The following is a 16,193-nucleotide window of genomic DNA, read 5'->3' as shown; positions in this document are numbered from 1 at the left end:
CGCGGCTTTACCAGCGGTTACACGATTGACAAATCTGCGCATCCCGTTCGTAAGCCCAGCGTCTAGAATCCGCTTCCATTGCAACCGCGTCCGTTGACTGGAATAGGGATCACCATGAATCGCCTGACGTTTTATCTCCTCGCAGGACTCGCAGGGACGTGTGTCAGCACAGCGGCATCCGCCCATGCCGATATCGGTGTCTATCTCGGCGTTCCCGGTCCGGTCTATGCCGCGCCCGAACCGGTGTACGAGGCGCCGCCGCCCGTCGTTTATGCAGCGCCGCCCGCTGCGGTCTACGAAGCGGCCCCCGCTTACGGCTACTACCGCTACGATCGCGACGAAGACGAACACCACTGGCACGACCACGGCCGTCATCGCGGCTGGGAACATCACCATCGCGACGACGATTGACCGGTGCGCCCGCCACCCATATCGTTGCGCACGCAACATCGTGTGCGGGCCTGCCGTCTCCCCGCATGCGCCAGTCCCACGCCCCCTTGACCGCGACAGTAGTCCTGCTCGGCCAGCCTCCAAAGTTATCGACGCCTGCCCGGCCGTTTTGAAAGCGGCACCGCGGCGAACTTCAGCGGCCAACTTCAGCGGCCAACTTCAACCGCCACTTCCACGATCTCGCCGAACTCGTTCCCCCGCGTGTCGACGCCCGGCTGTGCGGCGACGCACAGCAGGCCGTGGCCGTCGTGCGCGCTGCGATGCGAGAGGCCGCTCCCTGCTGCCCGCCCAGGCGACGCAACGGCCAAATCGCCCGAAATGATATGGGGTCGTGCCCGATAACGGACACGTTATACGGCACAGTTCGTCTGGAAACGAAACGATGTGTGACGGGGCGTAACAGCAAGCCGGCAGGCGCACCGCGATGGCCGACGTCTGCTGTTGCGGCGCATCGAGGGCAGGAGCAAGCGCTATTTACACTTGCTTTCGATTCCTTACCTATGCGCGCTGATTTGAACCCTACGATGGCTGGCGCCCGGAACATCGGGGCCCAAGGCGGCTGGAGACCTCCGTTTCCGGCCGCCTTTCTCATTCATAAGTCAAGTCAGCGGCATGGCCCACAATAAATGAACAGCTTCGACACCGTCATTCTGGGAGCCCTCACCCAAATCGATCTGCCGCCACTGCTCAATCACGCGATCCGGGTGATGGTCGGACTCTATACGTTCAAGGGTTATTTCCTCATCCCGCTCATCTGGTGGATCTGGTTCCAGCCGAACGCGCGGCGCGAATGGCGGCGCGAGATGATGATCGCCACGGTGGCCAGCGGCCTTGTCGCGCTCGCAGTGGGACGCCTCCTCGCGCGCTGCCTGCCGTTCCGGCAACGGCCGCTCTTCAATCCCGACCTGCATCTGCATTTCGCCTCGTCGTCGCTGCGGGCGGCCGGGCTAACGGACTTCAGCTCGTTTCCGAGCGATCACGCCATGTTGTGGGTGGCGATCGCAATGGGGATCTTGCTGGTTTGGCGTGTGGTCGGCACGCTGGTGATGTTATATGTGGTACTGGTCATCTGCTTGCCGCGTGCCTATCTGGGCTATCACTACCCCACGGATTTGATCGCAGGCGGCGCAATCGGCGTGGTGATTACCTGGTTGATGACGCGCGATACAGTCAGGAAACGGACCGCCGAGCCCGCTCTGCGCCTGATGGTGCGCTTTCCCGGGGCGGCTGCCGCATTGACATTTCTCGTGTGTTTCGAACTGGTCACGCAATTCGACGATCTGCTGAGGCTCGCTCACTCCGTGGTGCACGGGATGGCCTGAAAACCGGTGCGGGCGGCGTATTCCGTACACCGCCCGCGCGGCTTCACACTGCGCCCGGATTGACGTACGCCGTCTTGACCGTGGTGTAGAACTCGCGGGCATAGCTGCCTTGCTCGCGCGGGCCGTAGCTCGAACCCTTGCGGCCGCCGAACGGAACGTGATAGTCCACGCCCGCCGTTGCGGTGTTCACCATGACCATGCCGGCCTGCACGTGGCGGCGGAAATGGTTGGCATGACTGAGCGACGTCGTGCAGATGCCGGCCGACAAGCCGAACTCCGTGTCGTTCGCCACGGCGAGCGCCTCGTGGTAGTCCTTCACCTTGATGACCGAGGCGACCGGACCGAACACTTCTTCCCGGTTGATGCGCATTTGCGCAGTCGTACCGGTGATCAGCGCCGGGGCGAGGAAGTAGCCGCGCGTGGCGCCTTCCACGCGCTCGCCGCCGTACACCTCGCCGCCCTCTTCACGCGCAATCGCAATGTAACGTTCGTCCTGCTGAAGCTGCTTGTCGTCCACCACCGGCCCGATATGCGTGCCGTCCGCCAGCGCGTCGCCCGTCTTCAGCGCTTTCATGCGGGCCTTCATCGCTTCGATGAAACGGTCGTAAATGCCTTCGGTCACGATGAGGCGGCTCGACGCCGTGCAGCGCTGCCCCGTCGAGAAGAATGCGCCGTTGATGCAGGCTTCCACGGCGACGTCGAGATTGGCGTCGTCGAGCACGACCATGGGGTTCTTGCCGCCCATTTCCAGCTGGAATTTCTTGCCCGTTGCAAAGCACTTCGCGCCGATCGCTCGACCGGTCGCGACCGAGCCCGTGAAACTGACAGCATCGACATCGGCAGAGCTGACGATCGCCTCGCCCACCACCGAGCCGCGCCCCATCACGAGGTTGATGACGCCGGCCGGCGCGCCCGCTTCCGCGATGATCTTCACGAGTTCCCACGTGCTGGCCGGCACGAGGTCGGCGGGCTTGATGACGACCGTGTTGCCATAGGCCAGCGCGGGCGCGATCTTCCAGGCGGGAATGGCGATCGGAAAGTTCCAGGGCGTAATGAGCCCGATCACGCCGATCGGCTCGCGCGTCACCTCGACGGTCATGCCGGGCCGCACCGAAGGCACGATCTCGCCGCCCAGGCGCAGCGCCTCGCCGGCAAAGAACTTGAAGATCTGCGCGGCGCGGCCTACTTCGCCGATGGCCTCGGGCAGCGTCTTGCCCTCCTCGCGTGCGAGCAGGCGGCCCAATTCGGCCTTGCGCGCGAGAATGACGCTGCCCGCCTGGTCGAGCAAATCGAAGCGTTGCTGCGGCGTGGAGAGCGACCACTGCGCAAACGCCTTGCGCGCGGCGGCGATGGCGTCGCGCGTCTGCGCTTCGTCCGCCTGCGCGAATTCGCCGATCACATCGTCGAGATTGGAGGGATTGATGTTGGCTGATGCCGTGGCGCCGCGCACCCACTGGCCGCCGATGTAGTTGTCGAACTGGTTCATGTCGCGTTTCCCGATTCAGTGGCTCACAGCAATCCGCGCTCAGCCAGATTGCGATAGAGCGCGCGCACGCCGAAGGTCCACGGCGCGAGTGCCGTGCTCAATTGCACGGTGTTGATCAGTGCGCCGAGCTCCGGCGCGGAAATGGTGACCTTGTCGCCCAGGTGATGCGTAAAGCCTCCGCCTTGCGTGTCGCGGTCCTTGATCGGCGAGAACATGGTGCCGAGAAAGAGCATGAAGCCGTCGGGATACTGGTGATGCGGGCCCCACGTCTGCGCCACGAGGTCGGCCGGATCGCGGCTGATTTCGCTCATGTGGCTGATGCCTTCCAAAACGAAGTCGTCGTCCGTGCCCTCCACGCGCAGCGCGACGCTCGTCTTGCGCACCGTGTCGAGGCTGAACGACTCGTCGAACAGGCGCACGAACGGGCCGATTGCGCACGAGGCGTTATTGTCCTTGCACTTGCCGAGCAGCAGCGCCGAGCGGCCTTCGATGTCGCGCAGATTGACGTCGTTGCCGAGCGCCGCGCCGACGATCTCGCCGCGGCTGTTCACGGCCAGCACGATTTCCGGCTCCGGGTTGTTCCAGACCGAAGCGGCCAGCAGGCCCACCGCCGCGCCGAAGCCCACCGCCGACATGGGCTGCGACTTCGAAAAGACTTCGGCGTCGGGCCCGATACCCACTTCCATGTACTGGGACCATGCACCGCGCCGCTCGAGTTCCGCCTTGAGCTTCATCGCGTCTTCCGAGCCCGGCTTGATCTTCGAAAGATCGGTGCCGATCGTTGCCGCGATGGTTTCGCGCACTTCCTGCGCTCTCGCAGGATCGCCGCCCGCCTGCTCCTCGATCACGCGCTCGATCAAGCTCACTGCGAACGTCACGCCGCAGGCCTTGATAGCCTGGACGTCATTGGGCGCGAGCAGACGCAGCGCCGGCTCGCCGCCGCCGGGCAGATTCGCTTCGATCAGCTTCTCCACCGGGCCGAGCGATTCGCCGCTCACCGTGCGCGCAAATTGCGCGATGTCCTCGCGGTCGAACAGATCCGCGGTGGTCGGCGCGCTCGCCGTGATATCGATGACTTCGCCGTTGCGCACGAGCACGACGCAGGGGCCTTCATGCTCGCCTGCCTTGCGCCACACGCGGCCAACGAGCAGCGCCTGCCCGACATCGCGGGGAAGCCAGTTTGAGGGGGTGTTCGAGGTCATGGTGCGTCCAGTTTGGTGTCCGAAGGTTAATGCGAATGGCGCGGGTTGCCGCGCTCGGCGATGACTTTCAGATAGAGCGTGGCCGGCTCCAGGCATCCGCCCGTGGACAGCTGCCCCACCGTCTTGCGGTAAAGCTCTTGCCAGGGCGTCTGTGCAGGCGGAACCTCGAAGTGCGCAGTTTCGCGGCGCCGCGCAAGCTCGGCTTCGTCGACCAGCACGTTCACGCTGCGCGCATTCAGATCCACGCGAATGCGGTCGCCCGTTTGCAGCAGCGCGAGGCCGCCGCCCACCGCCGCCTCGGGCGACATGTTCAGGATCGACGGGCTCGCCGACGTGCCGCTTTGGCGGCCATCGCCGAGCGTGGGCAGCGACGTGATGCCCTGGCGCACCAGTTCCGCCGGCGGCGCCATGTTCACCACTTCGGCGCTGCCCGGATAACCCACCGTGCCCGTACCGCGAATCACGAGAATGCAGTGCTGGTCGATTTCGAGCGACGGATCGTTGATGCGCGCGTGGTAATCCTCGGGACCGTCGAACACGATTGCGCGCGCTTCGAAGGTATTTTCCGCGCCCGGCTCGCTCAAATAAGTTTGCCGGAAGGCGTCGCCGACCACCGACATCTTCATGATCGCGCTGTCGAAGAAGTTGCCCGACAACACCATGAATCCTGCACCGTGCTTGAGCGGATCGTCGGTGGTCCTGATGACTTCGCGATCGGGCTCGGGCGTGCTGTCGGCGATGGCGCCGATGGTACGGCCCGATACCGTGAGGCATTCGCGGTGCACGAGGCCCGCGCGATCGAGTTCGCGCAGCACGCCGGGCACGCCGCCCGCGCGGTGGAAGCTCTCGCCCAGATACTCGCCTGCCGGCATGCAGTTCACGATGAGCGGCACCTGTTCGCCGACGCGCTGCCAGTCTTCGAGGCTCAGCTCGATGCCCATGTGCCGCGCGATGGCAATGAGGTGCGGCGGGCAGTTGGTGGACGCACCCAGCGCGGAGGCCACGACGATGGCATTCTCGAACGCCTCTTTCGTCATGATGCGCGAAGGCCGCATGTCGTAGCGCACGAGGTCGACAACGCGCTTGCCCGTTGCGTACGCCATCTGCCCGCGCTCGCGGTAGGCAGCCGGAATGCTGGCGCAGCCGGGCAGCGACATGCCCAGCGCTTCGGCGAGGCTGTTCATCGACAATGCCGTACCCATCGTGTTGCAGTGGCCGATGGAGGGCGACGAAGCCGTCGTCAGTTCCATGAAGCCCTCGTAGTCGATCTCGCCGGCCGCCAGCAGATTGCGCGCATGCCAGATGACCGTGCCCGAACCGACGCGCTGGCCGTTATGCCAGCCGTCGAGCATCGGCCCGCCCGAAAGCACGATGGCGGGCATATCGACCGTTGCCGCGGCCATCAGGCAAGCGGGCGTAGTCTTGTCGCAGCCCGTGGTCAGCACGACGCCATCGAGCGGGAAACCGTGAAGAATCTCGACGAGACCCAGATAGGCCAGATTGCGGTCGAGCGCCGCCGTGGGCCGGCGGCTCTGCTCGGCCAGCGGATGCACCGGGAATTCCATCGGGATGCCGCCCGCGTCGCGAATGCCCGCCTTGGTGCGGGCGGCAAGCTCGATATGGTGACGGTTGCAGGGGGCGAGATCGCTCCCCGTTTGCGCAATGCCGATGATGGGGCGGCCCGACTGCAGTTCTTCCCGGGTCAGACCGTAGTTCATGAAGCGCTCGACATAGAGCGCGGTCATGTCCGCGTGGGCAGGATCGTCGAACCATTCCTGGCTGCGCAGCCGCCGTGCGTTGGGCTGGGTCATATCACTCACTTCCTTGTTCCTTGTCTCGACGATGTGGCAGGCGCACATTGGGGTCCGCGCCGGTTTGTTATCGGTAACATCGCTGGATATTAGCACTTTGCGCTCGCCCTGTGCACCAGGTGACACCACACGTTTTCCCGACCTCGGTGCCGGCTTTCGACTTGCTGTGACGCCTCGTCTCATGCTAATTTAGCGACCGCTGTGTTACCGATAACAGAAAAAGCGCTGTTCACAGCGGGCGCAGAGATCCAGCAAATACACCACGAAGCTCGTGGAATCGCCTCCCCAGCAGCGGGACCATTCCAGGGCACATATGAAAGGAGACACATCCCATGCCAACCCTGACCCAGATTGCGGACTCGCCGGCCGCCGTCAACGAAGCCGAAGAAGTGCTGTACCGCAAGGTACTGAAGCGCATCTTGCCGCTTCTGCTTCTGTGCTACGTCGTCGCCTACCTCGACCGCGTCAACGTCGGCTTTGCCAAACTGCAGATGCTCGATTCGCTGGACTTGAGCGACAGCGTCTACGCCGTGGGCGCAAGCATCTTTTTCTGGGGCTACTTTCTCTTCGAGATGCCGAGCAACCTGCTGCTGCATCGCTATGGCGCGCGTTTCTGGATTGCGCGCATCATGGTGACGTGGGGCATCGTCTCTTCGTCCCTCGCCTTTATCGCACCGCTCGCGAGCTTCTTCCACGTGCAAACCTCGACGATGTTCTACATCCTGCGGTTTCTGCTCGGCGTATGCGAAGCGGGCTTTTTCCCCGGCATCATTCTTTACCTGAACTACTGGTTTCCCGCGCGTCGCCAGAGCGTTGCGATGTCGGGCTTCCTGATCGCCATTCCGGTGAGTCTCACGCTTGGCGGGATTATTTCGGGCTGGCTCATGGAAAACACGCACGGCCTGTTCGGTCTGGGCGGCTGGCAGTGGATGCTGTTGCTCGAAGGCATCCCTTCGATTCTCGTCGCTTTCGTGGTGCTGTTGTGCATGGGCGACGGCATTCAGTCGGCGAAGTGGCTGAGCGCCGCCGAGAAAGCCGTGCTTCAAAAGAATCTCGAACAGGAAAGCGCGAAGAAAACGCATAGCGCCGTGGCGGCGCTGAAAAGCCCGCGTGTCTGGCTGCTGACGTTCATTCTGCTGACCTTCAATACCGGCTTCTATGGTTTGGCGTTCTGGCTGCCTTCCATCATCAAGGCCTCCGGCGTGAAGAGCACGTTCAATATCGGCTTGCTGACCGCCATTCCCTATCTCAGCGCCGTGGCCGCCATGCTCTGGAATGGGTCGCACTCGCGCAAGACGGGCGAGCGCCGGTTGCATGCGGCCATTCCAGCCTGTATTGGCGGCGTCGGCCTGATTCTGAGCGCGCTCTTCGCGCACAACGTGCCGCTTTCGATCGTATTTCTGACTATCGCCACCTGCGCGATCCTCGGGCTCATGCCGATTTACTGGACGTTCCCGGGGCAGATTCTCTCCGGCACGGCCGCGGCGGCGGGTATTGCGCTCATCAACTCGGTCGGCAATCTGTCCGGCTTCACGGGCTCCATGATCACCAGCGTGGCGAAGGACCTGACCGGCGACATCAACAACGGCACCTATGCGCTGGGCGCGTGCCTGCTCGTGAGCTGCGTTCTGATTCTGTCGATTCCGAAAAGCATGCTGAACCGCGACCCGGTGGAAGAGAACTGAGCGTTATGCGGATCGGTTAAATCGACCATTGCGAGGGCCGCCCTCTGGGCACGCCTTCCTTGCACGATTCCTTTTAGACAATTGCGTCGGCCTTGCGCCGGCGCTTTTTCTTTTGGTTCTTCACGGATTCGCGGTCCGGCGAGCAAGGGCAATCGTCCTGCCTGAACACCCCGGTGGCCACACGAAAAGCGCGCAAAAAAATACAATTGGAATTGTCTCAAGAATTACAGCACGCTGCCGATAAGACGTGACGACTGTTTTTCGCCCGACGCACCGCCATCGGGCCATTGACAAGCAACGGAGATGCCGTGATTCGAAACTGCCTTGGAGGCCTCGCGCTCGCGCTCGGTTGCATTGGCACCGCGGTTGCCGCGGGCCCCGACTGCTCGCGCTCATTTACGCTCGCCTTACACGATCATGGACTGCTCTACTCCGTCGACACGGACACAGGCATCGACAAGGACTTCGCCGACGCCCTGGCGCGGCGCAGCGGCTGCCAGATCCGCGTGAGCCTGATGTCGCGCGCGCGCATCTGGAAACTGATCGAATCGGGCGCGCTCGATTTTAGTCTTTCGGGCATTGCCAACGAAGAGCGCAATCAATACGCGGATTTTGCCTGGTACTTCAGCAACAAGTACTATCTGCTGGTTCGCAAGGATTCGGGCATCCATCAACTGGCCGATTTCGAGCACAACGACAAGTTTCAGCTCGGCGTGATTCGCAGCTTCCGCTACAGCGAGTCGGCCAACCGTCTGGTCGATTCGCTCTCCGCCGATAACCGCGTGAGTCAGGCCGGGGGCCTCGAGCCGCTTTACCAGGCGCTGATTCTTGGCCGCATTCAGGGAATGATCATCGAGCCGTTCGATTATCCCGCCATCGATGAAGCGAAGATTCGGAGCGTGACCAATATCGTGGAGTTCGACGATCCACCCATTCCGCATGGACTCATCATGTCGAAGAAGGCGCTCTCGCCCGAAGAGCGGGAAAAGTGGCGCGCCCTCGTCAACGAAATGATCGCCGACGGCACGGTGCGGCGCATCTTCACGAAGTATTTCAAGCCTGACCTCGCCGACTCGATGGTCCCCTTCTAGACACCGCCATGACCCGGACGCGCCTCGTTCTGCTCCCGCTACTGGTTCTCGCCGCCGCGCTCGGCGTGACCTGGACGCTCTGGAACCACGAGCGGGAAGCGGCTCGCCACGAACTGCTCACGCAGTTCGACTTTTCGCTCGGCGACGTCGTGAGCCGCATCGAACAGCGCATGGGCACGTACGAGCTGCTGCTGCGCGGCGTGCAGAGCCTCTTTGCCGCCAGCGGGGAGGTCGATCGCGACGCATTCCGGGCTTACGTCAACACGCTCAATCTCGACGCCAACTTTTCCGGCATCCAGGCCATCGGCATCGTCGCGTGGGTGCCGCAAACGCAAAAGGCCGCGCATATCGCGGCCATGCAGCAGCGCGGCTTGCCGGGCTACTCGATCGAGCCCGACGGTGCGCGTGCGAACTACGCCCCCATCATCCAGCGCGAGCCGTATATCGGCGCCAATCGCGCGGCGCCCGGTTTCGACGCCTGGGCCGACCCGGTGCGCCGGCGCGCCATGGAGCAGGCGCGCGACACCGGCATGGCGACCATCTCCGGCAAGGTGCGCCTCTCGGTCGACACCGATCCCGCCGCCGACCCCGGCTTCGTGATGTACATGCCGGTCTACGCACGCGGCCAGGCGCCGGAAAACGCCACGGAACGCCAGGCGCAGCTGGTCGGCTGGGTCTATGCGTCCTTTCGCATGCACGACGTCATCGCCAGCCTTTACGGCGACGAACCGCCCGGCCTTTCGGTCTCCATCTACGACGGTGTGGAATCGTCGCCGGACGCGTTGCTCTACAGAACGTCGGGCGCCGCCGCCCATCATCTGCCCAGCGATCTTTCGGCGACCGAATATCTCGTGGTCTGCGGACACGACTGGATGCTCAAGCTGATGGCGCGCGACGGCTTCAAGGCCCGTTTCGGCCGCGACGCGGCAACGCTCATCGCGATCACCGGCACGGGCTTGAGCCTGCTGCTCGCGCTGCTCATGCGCCTCATGATGACGGGCCGCAGCCGCGCGATACGGCTGGCCTCGTCGATGACGAAGGAATTGCGCGAAAGCGAGGAAAAATTTCGCGCCATTGCGGACTGCACGGTCAACTGGGAAATCTGGTGGTCGCCGCAAGGCAAGCCGCGCTGGATCAACTCGGCGGTGGAGCAGTACATCGGCTATACCGTCGACGAGTGCATGGCCATGAGCGACTTCGCCTGCACCGTGATCTATCCCGGCGACGCCTCCTACGTCGCGCCCGAGTTCCGCGGCGCGCAACTGGGCTCGCGCGGAGACAACCTGGAATTCCGCTGCGTGCGCAAGGACGGCTCGCTCATGTGGCTTTCCGCTTCGTGGGTGCCGATTACCGACTCGAAGGGCGAGTTCATCGGTTTCCGCACCAGCGGGCGCGACATCACCGAGCGCAAGATCGCCGACCAGCGCATCAAGGAACTGGCCTTCTACGACGCGCTCACCGGTCTGCCCAATCGCACGCTGCTGCTCGACAACCTGAAAGACGCCCTGACTGACAGCGCGAGGAACGGCACGAGCGGCGCGCTGCTGTTCATCGATCTGGATCACTTCAAGACGCTGAACGACACGCTGGGTCACGACAAGGGCGACCTGCTGCTGCAGGAAGTGGCCAAACGCCTGGCGGCGAGCATCCCCGCGGGGGACACCGTGGCGCGCGTGGGCGGCGACGAGTTCGTCGTCGTGGTGGGCAATCTGAACCCGGTTCCATGCGAAGCGGCCCGCCAGGCCGAGGCCCTGGGCGAGCGGATTCTCGCTGTGCTCGGGAATCCTTATCGACTCGACGACATCGACTATCGCAGCACCGCAAGTATTGGCGCAACCGTATTCAAGGGATTCCAGGCATCGACGGACGACCTCATGAAGCAGGCCGACCTCGCCATGTACAAGTCCAAGGAACGCGGACGCAACGCGGTGCGCCTCTTCGACCCCGACATGCAGACGGTCGTGGTGGAGCGTGCCGCGCTCGAAGCGGCGCTGCGCGAAGCCATCGAAAACGAACAGTTCGTGCTTCACTACCAGATGCAGATCGACAGCGGCCGTGTCACCGGCGTCGAGGCGCTGGTGCGCTGGCGCCATCCTCTGCGCGGGCTCGTGTACCCGGCCGATTTCATTCCCGTAGCCGAAGAAACCGGGCTCATCGCCGAGCTGGGCAACTGGGTGCTGCGCGCGGCCTGCACCCAGCTCGCGCGCTGGGCCACACAGCCCGACACCGGGCATCTGACCATTGCGGTCAACGTCAGCGTGCAGCAGCTTCACCAGCCGGACTTCGTGCAAAGCGTGCTGACCACGCTCGAACAGACCGGCGCGAGAGCGGACCGGTTGAAGCTCGAGTTGACGGAAAGCGTGCTGGTCGACAACGTGCAGGAGATCATCGAGAAAATGGAGGCGCTGAAGGCGAACGGCATCGTCTTCGCACTCGACGACTTCGGCATCGGCTATTCGTCGCTTTCGTATTTGAAGCGCCTGCCGCTCGATCAACTGAAGATTGACCGCTCATTCGTGCGCGATGTTCTCGTCGACCCGAACGACGCCGTGATCGCCCGCACCATCGTGGCGCTCGCGCACAGCCTGGGACTCGGCGTGATCGCCGAAGGGGTCGAGACCGAGGAGCAGCGCGCCTTCCTCGCCTCGGCCGGATGTTACGCGTATCAGGGCTATCTGTTCTGCCGCCCCGTCCCGGTCGAGGAGTTCGAGGCGGCATTGCGCGGACTCGAGGCGCCGGCGTGCATGACGGCGTAAGCGTGCCCCGCCGCCCGTCGCACACGCGGGCACTTCGGGTTGAGTGACCTTCATTCTTGACTCGAAATCAAAACACTTTGGTCTACAGGCGGGTTTTTAGTCAAAAGTAAAATCCGCACAATGCAGCGGTCCCAACTTGCCAATGCCCCACAAGGCATGACGCCATGCTCGACCGCGACCTCAGTCTGCCCGCCACGGCACGTTCGCCCCGCCATCAGCCTCCCGCCAACCCGCCGGCGCAGCGCGGCGCCGCACTGCCGCTCCTGGCGCTCGCCGTTGGCGCCTTCGGTATCGGCACGACCGAATTCTCGCCGATGGGCCTCCTGCCCGTGATCGCCGAGGGCGTGCATGTGTCGATCCCCAGCGCCGGCATGCTGATCAGCGCCTATGCCATCGGCGTGATGCTGGGCGCGCCGCTCATGACGCTCGCCCTCGCCCGCTGGCCGCGGCGCACCGCGCTCATGGCGCTGATGGGCATCTTCACGCTCGGCAACCTGCTTTCCGCCATCGCCCCCGACTACACTACGCTGCTGCTCGCGCGGCTCGTCACGAGCCTGAATCACGGCGCGTTCTTCGGCATCGGCTCCGTGGTCGCCGCGGGCTTCGTGCCGCGCGAGCGCCAGGCAAGCGCCGTCGCGACGATGTTCATGGGCCTCACCATCGCGAACATCGGCGGCGTGCCCGCGGCCACGTGGCTCGGCGAGACGATCGGCTGGCGCATGTCGTTCGCCGCGACCGCCGGGCTCGGCGCGCTCGCCATCGCAGGCTTGTGGGCCGCGCTGCCGGGAGGCGAGGCGGGCGAAATGCCCAACCTGCGCGCCGAACTCGGTGTGCTCACGCGCCCGGTGGTGCTGGGTGCGCTCGCGACCACGGTGCTCGGCGCCGGCGCGATGTTCACGCTTTACACCTATGTCACGCCCACGCTCACGCATCTCACGGGCGCGACGCCTGGCTTCGCGACGGCCATGCTCGTGCTGATCGGCGTGGGCTTTTCCATCGGCAACGCGGCGGGCGGGCGTCTCGCCGACCGCTCGCTCGACGGCACGCTGCTGGGCTTCCTCGCGCTGTTGATCGTCGTGATGCTCGCGTTTCCGGCGCTGGCCGCGACGCAGGCGGGTGCGGCCGCTGCCCTGCTCGTGTGGGGCATCGCGACCTTCGCGGTCGTCCCGCCGCTGCAAATGCGCGTGATGCGCGCCGCTCACGATGCCCCGGGGCTCGCCTCGTCCGTCAATGTCGGCGCGTTCAATCTCGGCAACGCACTGGGCGCCGCGGTGGGCAGCGCCGCGCTCTCAGCCGGTCTCGGCTACGGCGCGGTGCCGGTTGCCGGCGCGCTCATTGCACTTGGCGGCGTTGCGCTCGTCGTCGTCCAGTTCGTCATGAACCGGCGCTCGCGTTAAAACATTATTCGCTTAGGTTACCCAATCATTTTTGGTTGGGAGCGGCATCAGGAAGATTCCCCTATTCGCGCTTGACCGAAGCCGCGCCACGTTACATCGACGATTCGAGCATGGCGCGATAATGGTCTTCGGAGGCCTCGCGCGGATTGGTCTTGTGGCTATGATCCTTGAGCGCGCCCTTGATGATCTCGGGGAACAGACTGGCGCTTACACCAAGCTGCGCGAGGCCCGTCGGCAAACCGAGGCGTTCGGTCATCGTACGCACGGCAGGCACCACTTCGACCCCGCTGCCCAGCCCCATTGCCGTCGCGAGGCGGTCGAGCTTGCCTTCCTCGCGCACCGAAGGCGCTTGCTCGTTGAACCGCAGCACAGCCGGCAGGAAAATCGCGTTCAGCGTGCCGTGATGCAAACGCGGGTTGATGCCGCCGAGCGAATGGCTCAGGCTGTGCACGCAACCCAGCCCCTTCTGGAACGCAAGCGCGCCCTGCATCGATGCGCTCATCATGTTCAGCCGCGCCACGCGGTCGCCGCCATGACGCGTCGCGCGCTCGATGTGACGCCACGCGCGCCACAATCCGTCCAGCGCGATGCCGTCCGCGGGCGGATTGAAGGCCGGCGCGAGGAAGGTCTCGATGCAATGCGCGATGGCATCCATGCCCGTTGCCGCCGTCAAAACGGGCGGCAGGCCCAGCGTGAGTTCAGGATCGCAAATCGCCACGCGCGGCACGACGTAAGGCGAAATCACGCCGACCTTGCGGCCATCGTCGAGAATCAGAATGGCGCCGCGCCCCACTTCGCTGCCGGTGCCTGCGGTAGTCGGCACGGCGATCACCGGCGCCGTCTTCGCCGTGATGTTCGCCGCGCCGCCTTCGATCACGGCGAAGCGCTGCAGCGGTCCTTCATGCGTGGCGCAAACGGCGACGCCTTTGGCGAGGTCGATTGACGAACCGCCGCCAACGGCGACGATGCCGTCGCATTCGCCCGCACGATAGGCCGCCACGGCCTCTCGCACTGCCGCTTCGTTCGGATTGGGCGGGGTGCCGTCGTAGATCGTTGCGGGCGCAACGCCTGGCAGCGCGCCAAGCACGCTATCGATTATCCCCGCCGCCCGCACCCCCTTGTCCGTGACGATCAATGGCCGGCTTATGCCCACACGTTCGCATTCGCTCTTGAGCAGACAAATGGAGCCAAAATCGAACTGGATCTGCGTGACGTAGTTGATGAGGGACACAGGATTGAGCTTCAGTTATAGTGAATTCGACCGTTACGACAGCAATCGCTGGCAGCCGCAATGTTGATTACCGCATTTCGGCTGCGAGGTGCTATTGTCTTGGGCCAGTATAAGGAGACGCCCATTACGCGGTAATTGAGAAGATTTGATACAGATATAACTTTTCCTCAATCCATGACCCCGTCGCTCAATTCGATCATCTCCCGCCTCCATGTGAAGCAGCTCCGGCTTTTGATCGCCCTGGGCGATCACGGCTCGCTGCTGAAGGCCGCACAACAGGTCGCACTCACGCAGCCAGGTGCGAGCAAGGCGCTGCAGGAGATCGAAACGACATTTGGCACCGCGCTCTTCAATCGCACCAATCGAGGCCTCGAGCCCACTGAGGCCGGACACTGCGCGATCCGCTACGCGCGCTTGATCCACACTGATCTCACACATTTGCGCGAGGAGCTTGTCGGTCTTTCGCGCGGGCGAGGCGGACGCGTAGCGGTGGGGGTCATCATGGGCGCGGTGCCGCTGCTGACCGATGCGATTTCCGCAATGATCGCGGCGCATCCGGAAATGTCGGTTGAAATCGTCGAAGACACGAGCGCTGCGCTCCTGAGCCAGATCGATGCGGGCAGGCTCGATCTCGCCATCTGCCGCACCACGGTCAGCCAGACGCCGCAACTCTACGAGAGCCTCAAGCTTCAGGACGAAACGCTCGCCGTGATCGCCAACGTGCGGCATCCGCTGCACCGCGCGAAGAAGCTCACGCTCAAGGACATGGAGAAATATCGCTGGGTGGTCTACCGCGCGAACATGCCGATGCGGCTGTTGCTCGAACGCGAGTTTCGCGAGGCCGAACTCCGCTTTCCCACGCATCTGCTCGAAACGACCTCAGCGTTCGCGACGCTCGCGCTGCTGCAGGGCAATCCGTCGTTCGTCGCGCTGGTGTCCATCGACGTCGCGCAGTTCTTCGCCAGCCAGGCGATGGCCTGCATCCTGCCGCTGCGCCTCGCTTCCCGCAGCGAACCCTATGAGCTGGTCAGGCGCCAGGGTGCGCCGCTCGCGCCCGCGGCGCGGCTGCTCATCGAAACGCTGCGCGACAAGCAGGGCATTGAATTCTGAGTGCGCCGCAGCCGAACCGGGGAAACCCTGGCATTGACCTACGTCAAATCCCTCCCGCACAATGGGCCATATCGTGGACTTATTGTCCATATTGTGAACACAACAAGGGCGACGGATGACGGACAACACCTATTCCCCGATGACGCCGTATCAGCTTCCGTTCCCCAAGGAAGCACAGCAGGAAATCGTTATTCCCCACGCCATTCCCACCGACGAGCGCGTGTGGGTGCCCCAGGCCGAGAATGTGTGGTTCCGCCCGCTGTGTCTGAACGCGGCACAGGGTTACTGGATGAATTTGCTGCGCGTGCGTAAATCAGGCGTCCTGAGCAGGCACCGGCATCCGCAGGCCGTTCACGGCATGGTGCTCAAGGGCCGCTGGCGCTATCTGGAGCACGACTGGGAAGCGACCGAAGGCAGCTACGTGTTCGAACCACCCGGCGAAACGCACACGCTCTACGTACCGGACGACGTCGAAGAGATGATCACCTGCTTCCAGGTGAACGGCGTGATGTTCTATTGCGATCCATGGGGCAACTACACGGGCTATGAGGACGTGTTCACGAAGATCGACATGTGCCGCAAGCATTACGCGGCGGTGGGTCTTGGCGAGAGTTACGTGGACCAGTTCATCCGGTGAGCCGCGCCCAGTACG

Annotated in this window: 12 protein-coding genes; 8 read left to right on the top strand and 4 right to left on the bottom strand. The window is 63.9% G+C overall.

Features of this window, described 5'->3' with window-relative positions; all coding sequences use genetic code 11:
* Window positions 1–114 precede the first annotated feature (114 nt).
* Complete coding sequence (locus C7411_RS05130; RefSeq protein ID WP_110383803.1) at window positions 115–411, top strand: hypothetical protein; 297 nt, start codon at window positions 115–117, stop codon at window positions 409–411.
* Window positions 412–1,076: 665 nt separating this feature from the next.
* A complete protein-coding gene (locus C7411_RS05120) occupies window positions 1,077–1,772 on the top strand; it encodes a phosphatase PAP2 family protein (protein ID WP_110383804.1) in 696 nt (231 codons plus the stop codon).
* Between the two features lie 43 nt (window positions 1,773–1,815).
* Here the strand turns inward: C7411_RS05120 and C7411_RS05115 are convergent, their stop codons facing one another.
* From C7411_RS05115 to C7411_RS05105, 3 genes are read right to left on the bottom strand one after another with little or no spacing between them, the layout of a single operon-like run.
* A complete protein-coding gene (locus tag C7411_RS05115) occupies window positions 1,816–3,258 on the bottom strand; it encodes an aldehyde dehydrogenase family protein (protein WP_110383805.1) in 1,443 nt (480 codons plus the stop codon).
* A 23-nt stretch (window positions 3,259–3,281) separates the two neighbouring features.
* Window positions 3,282–4,460, bottom strand: a complete 1,179-nt coding sequence (locus tag C7411_RS05110) for a fumarylacetoacetate hydrolase family protein (RefSeq protein WP_110383806.1) — start codon at window positions 4,458–4,460, stop codon at window positions 3,282–3,284.
* Between the two features lie 26 nt (window positions 4,461–4,486).
* A complete protein-coding gene (locus tag C7411_RS05105) occupies window positions 4,487–6,271 on the bottom strand; it encodes an IlvD/Edd family dehydratase (RefSeq protein WP_110383807.1) in 1,785 nt (594 codons plus the stop codon).
* Window positions 6,272–6,603: 332 nt separating this feature from the next.
* On the opposite strand from C7411_RS05105, the gene C7411_RS05100 reads away from it, so the two are divergent.
* The 4 genes from C7411_RS05100 to C7411_RS05085 all read left to right on the top strand — a co-directional run bounded on the left by C7411_RS05100 (window position 6,604) and on the right by C7411_RS05085 (window position 13,200).
* On the top strand, window positions 6,604–7,956 hold the full coding sequence (locus C7411_RS05100) for an MFS transporter (protein ID WP_110383808.1): 1,353 nt from the start codon (window positions 6,604–6,606) through the stop codon (window positions 7,954–7,956).
* A 308-nt stretch (window positions 7,957–8,264) separates the two neighbouring features.
* A complete protein-coding gene (locus C7411_RS05095) occupies window positions 8,265–9,047 on the top strand; it encodes a substrate-binding periplasmic protein (RefSeq protein ID WP_110383809.1) in 783 nt (260 codons plus the stop codon).
* Between the two features lie 8 nt (window positions 9,048–9,055).
* Window positions 9,056–11,803, top strand: a complete 2,748-nt coding sequence (locus C7411_RS05090; RefSeq protein ID WP_110383810.1) for a bifunctional diguanylate cyclase/phosphodiesterase — start codon at window positions 9,056–9,058, stop codon at window positions 11,801–11,803.
* Window positions 11,804–11,967: 164 nt separating this feature from the next.
* Window positions 11,968–13,200, top strand: a complete 1,233-nt coding sequence (locus C7411_RS05085) for an MFS transporter (protein WP_110383811.1) — start codon at window positions 11,968–11,970, stop codon at window positions 13,198–13,200.
* Window positions 13,201–13,291: 91 nt separating this feature from the next.
* Here the strand turns inward: C7411_RS05085 and C7411_RS05080 are convergent, their stop codons facing one another.
* Window positions 13,292–14,431: an iron-containing alcohol dehydrogenase gene (locus C7411_RS05080; protein WP_110383812.1), complete on the bottom strand. Its 1,140-nt coding sequence runs from the start codon at window positions 14,429–14,431 to the stop codon at window positions 13,292–13,294.
* A 174-nt stretch (window positions 14,432–14,605) separates the two neighbouring features.
* On the opposite strand from C7411_RS05080, the gene C7411_RS05075 reads away from it, so the two are divergent.
* On the top strand, window positions 14,606–15,541 hold the full coding sequence (locus C7411_RS05075; protein WP_110383813.1) for a LysR family transcriptional regulator: 936 nt from the start codon (window positions 14,606–14,608) through the stop codon (window positions 15,539–15,541).
* Window positions 15,542–15,656: 115 nt separating this feature from the next.
* Window positions 15,657–16,178: a 2,4'-dihydroxyacetophenone dioxygenase family protein gene (locus C7411_RS05070; protein WP_110383814.1), complete on the top strand. Its 522-nt coding sequence runs from the start codon at window positions 15,657–15,659 to the stop codon at window positions 16,176–16,178.
* The last annotated feature ends 15 nt before the right edge of the window (window positions 16,179–16,193 follow it).

The organism is Paraburkholderia silvatlantica, assembly GCF_003096715.1.
Taxonomy (GTDB): Bacteria; Pseudomonadota; Gammaproteobacteria; order Burkholderiales; family Burkholderiaceae; genus Paraburkholderia; species Paraburkholderia silvatlantica.
The sequence above is the reverse complement of the archived record's forward strand: the minus strand, read 5'-3'. Positions and strand labels throughout refer to the sequence as shown.

Bases quoted from the DNA above. Each gene is read 5' to 3' on its own strand.
- C7411_RS05090 (WP_110383810.1), top strand. From the start codon at position 9,056: ATGACCCGGACGCGCCTCGTTCTGCTCCCGCTACTGGTTCTCGCCGCC.
- C7411_RS05070 (WP_110383814.1), top strand. From the start codon at position 15,657: ATGACGGACAACACCTATTCCCCGATGACGCCGTATCAGCTTCCGTTC.
- C7411_RS05120 (WP_110383804.1), top strand. From the start codon at position 1,077: ATGAACAGCTTCGACACCGTCATTCTGGGAGCCCTCACCCAAATCGAT.
- C7411_RS05085 (WP_110383811.1), top strand. From the start codon at position 11,968: ATGCTCGACCGCGACCTCAGTCTGCCCGCCACGGCACGTTCGCCCCGC.
- C7411_RS05075 (WP_110383813.1), top strand. From the start codon at position 14,606: ATGACCCCGTCGCTCAATTCGATCATCTCCCGCCTCCATGTGAAGCAG.
- C7411_RS05115 (WP_110383805.1), bottom strand. From the start codon at position 3,258: ATGAACCAGTTCGACAACTACATCGGCGGCCAGTGGGTGCGCGGCGCC.
- C7411_RS05100 (WP_110383808.1), top strand. From the start codon at position 6,604: ATGCCAACCCTGACCCAGATTGCGGACTCGCCGGCCGCCGTCAACGAA.
- C7411_RS05130 (WP_110383803.1), top strand. From the start codon at position 115: ATGAATCGCCTGACGTTTTATCTCCTCGCAGGACTCGCAGGGACGTGT.
- C7411_RS05110 (WP_110383806.1), bottom strand. From the start codon at position 4,460: ATGACCTCGAACACCCCCTCAAACTGGCTTCCCCGCGATGTCGGGCAG.
- C7411_RS05105 (WP_110383807.1), bottom strand. From the start codon at position 6,271: ATGACCCAGCCCAACGCACGGCGGCTGCGCAGCCAGGAATGGTTCGAC.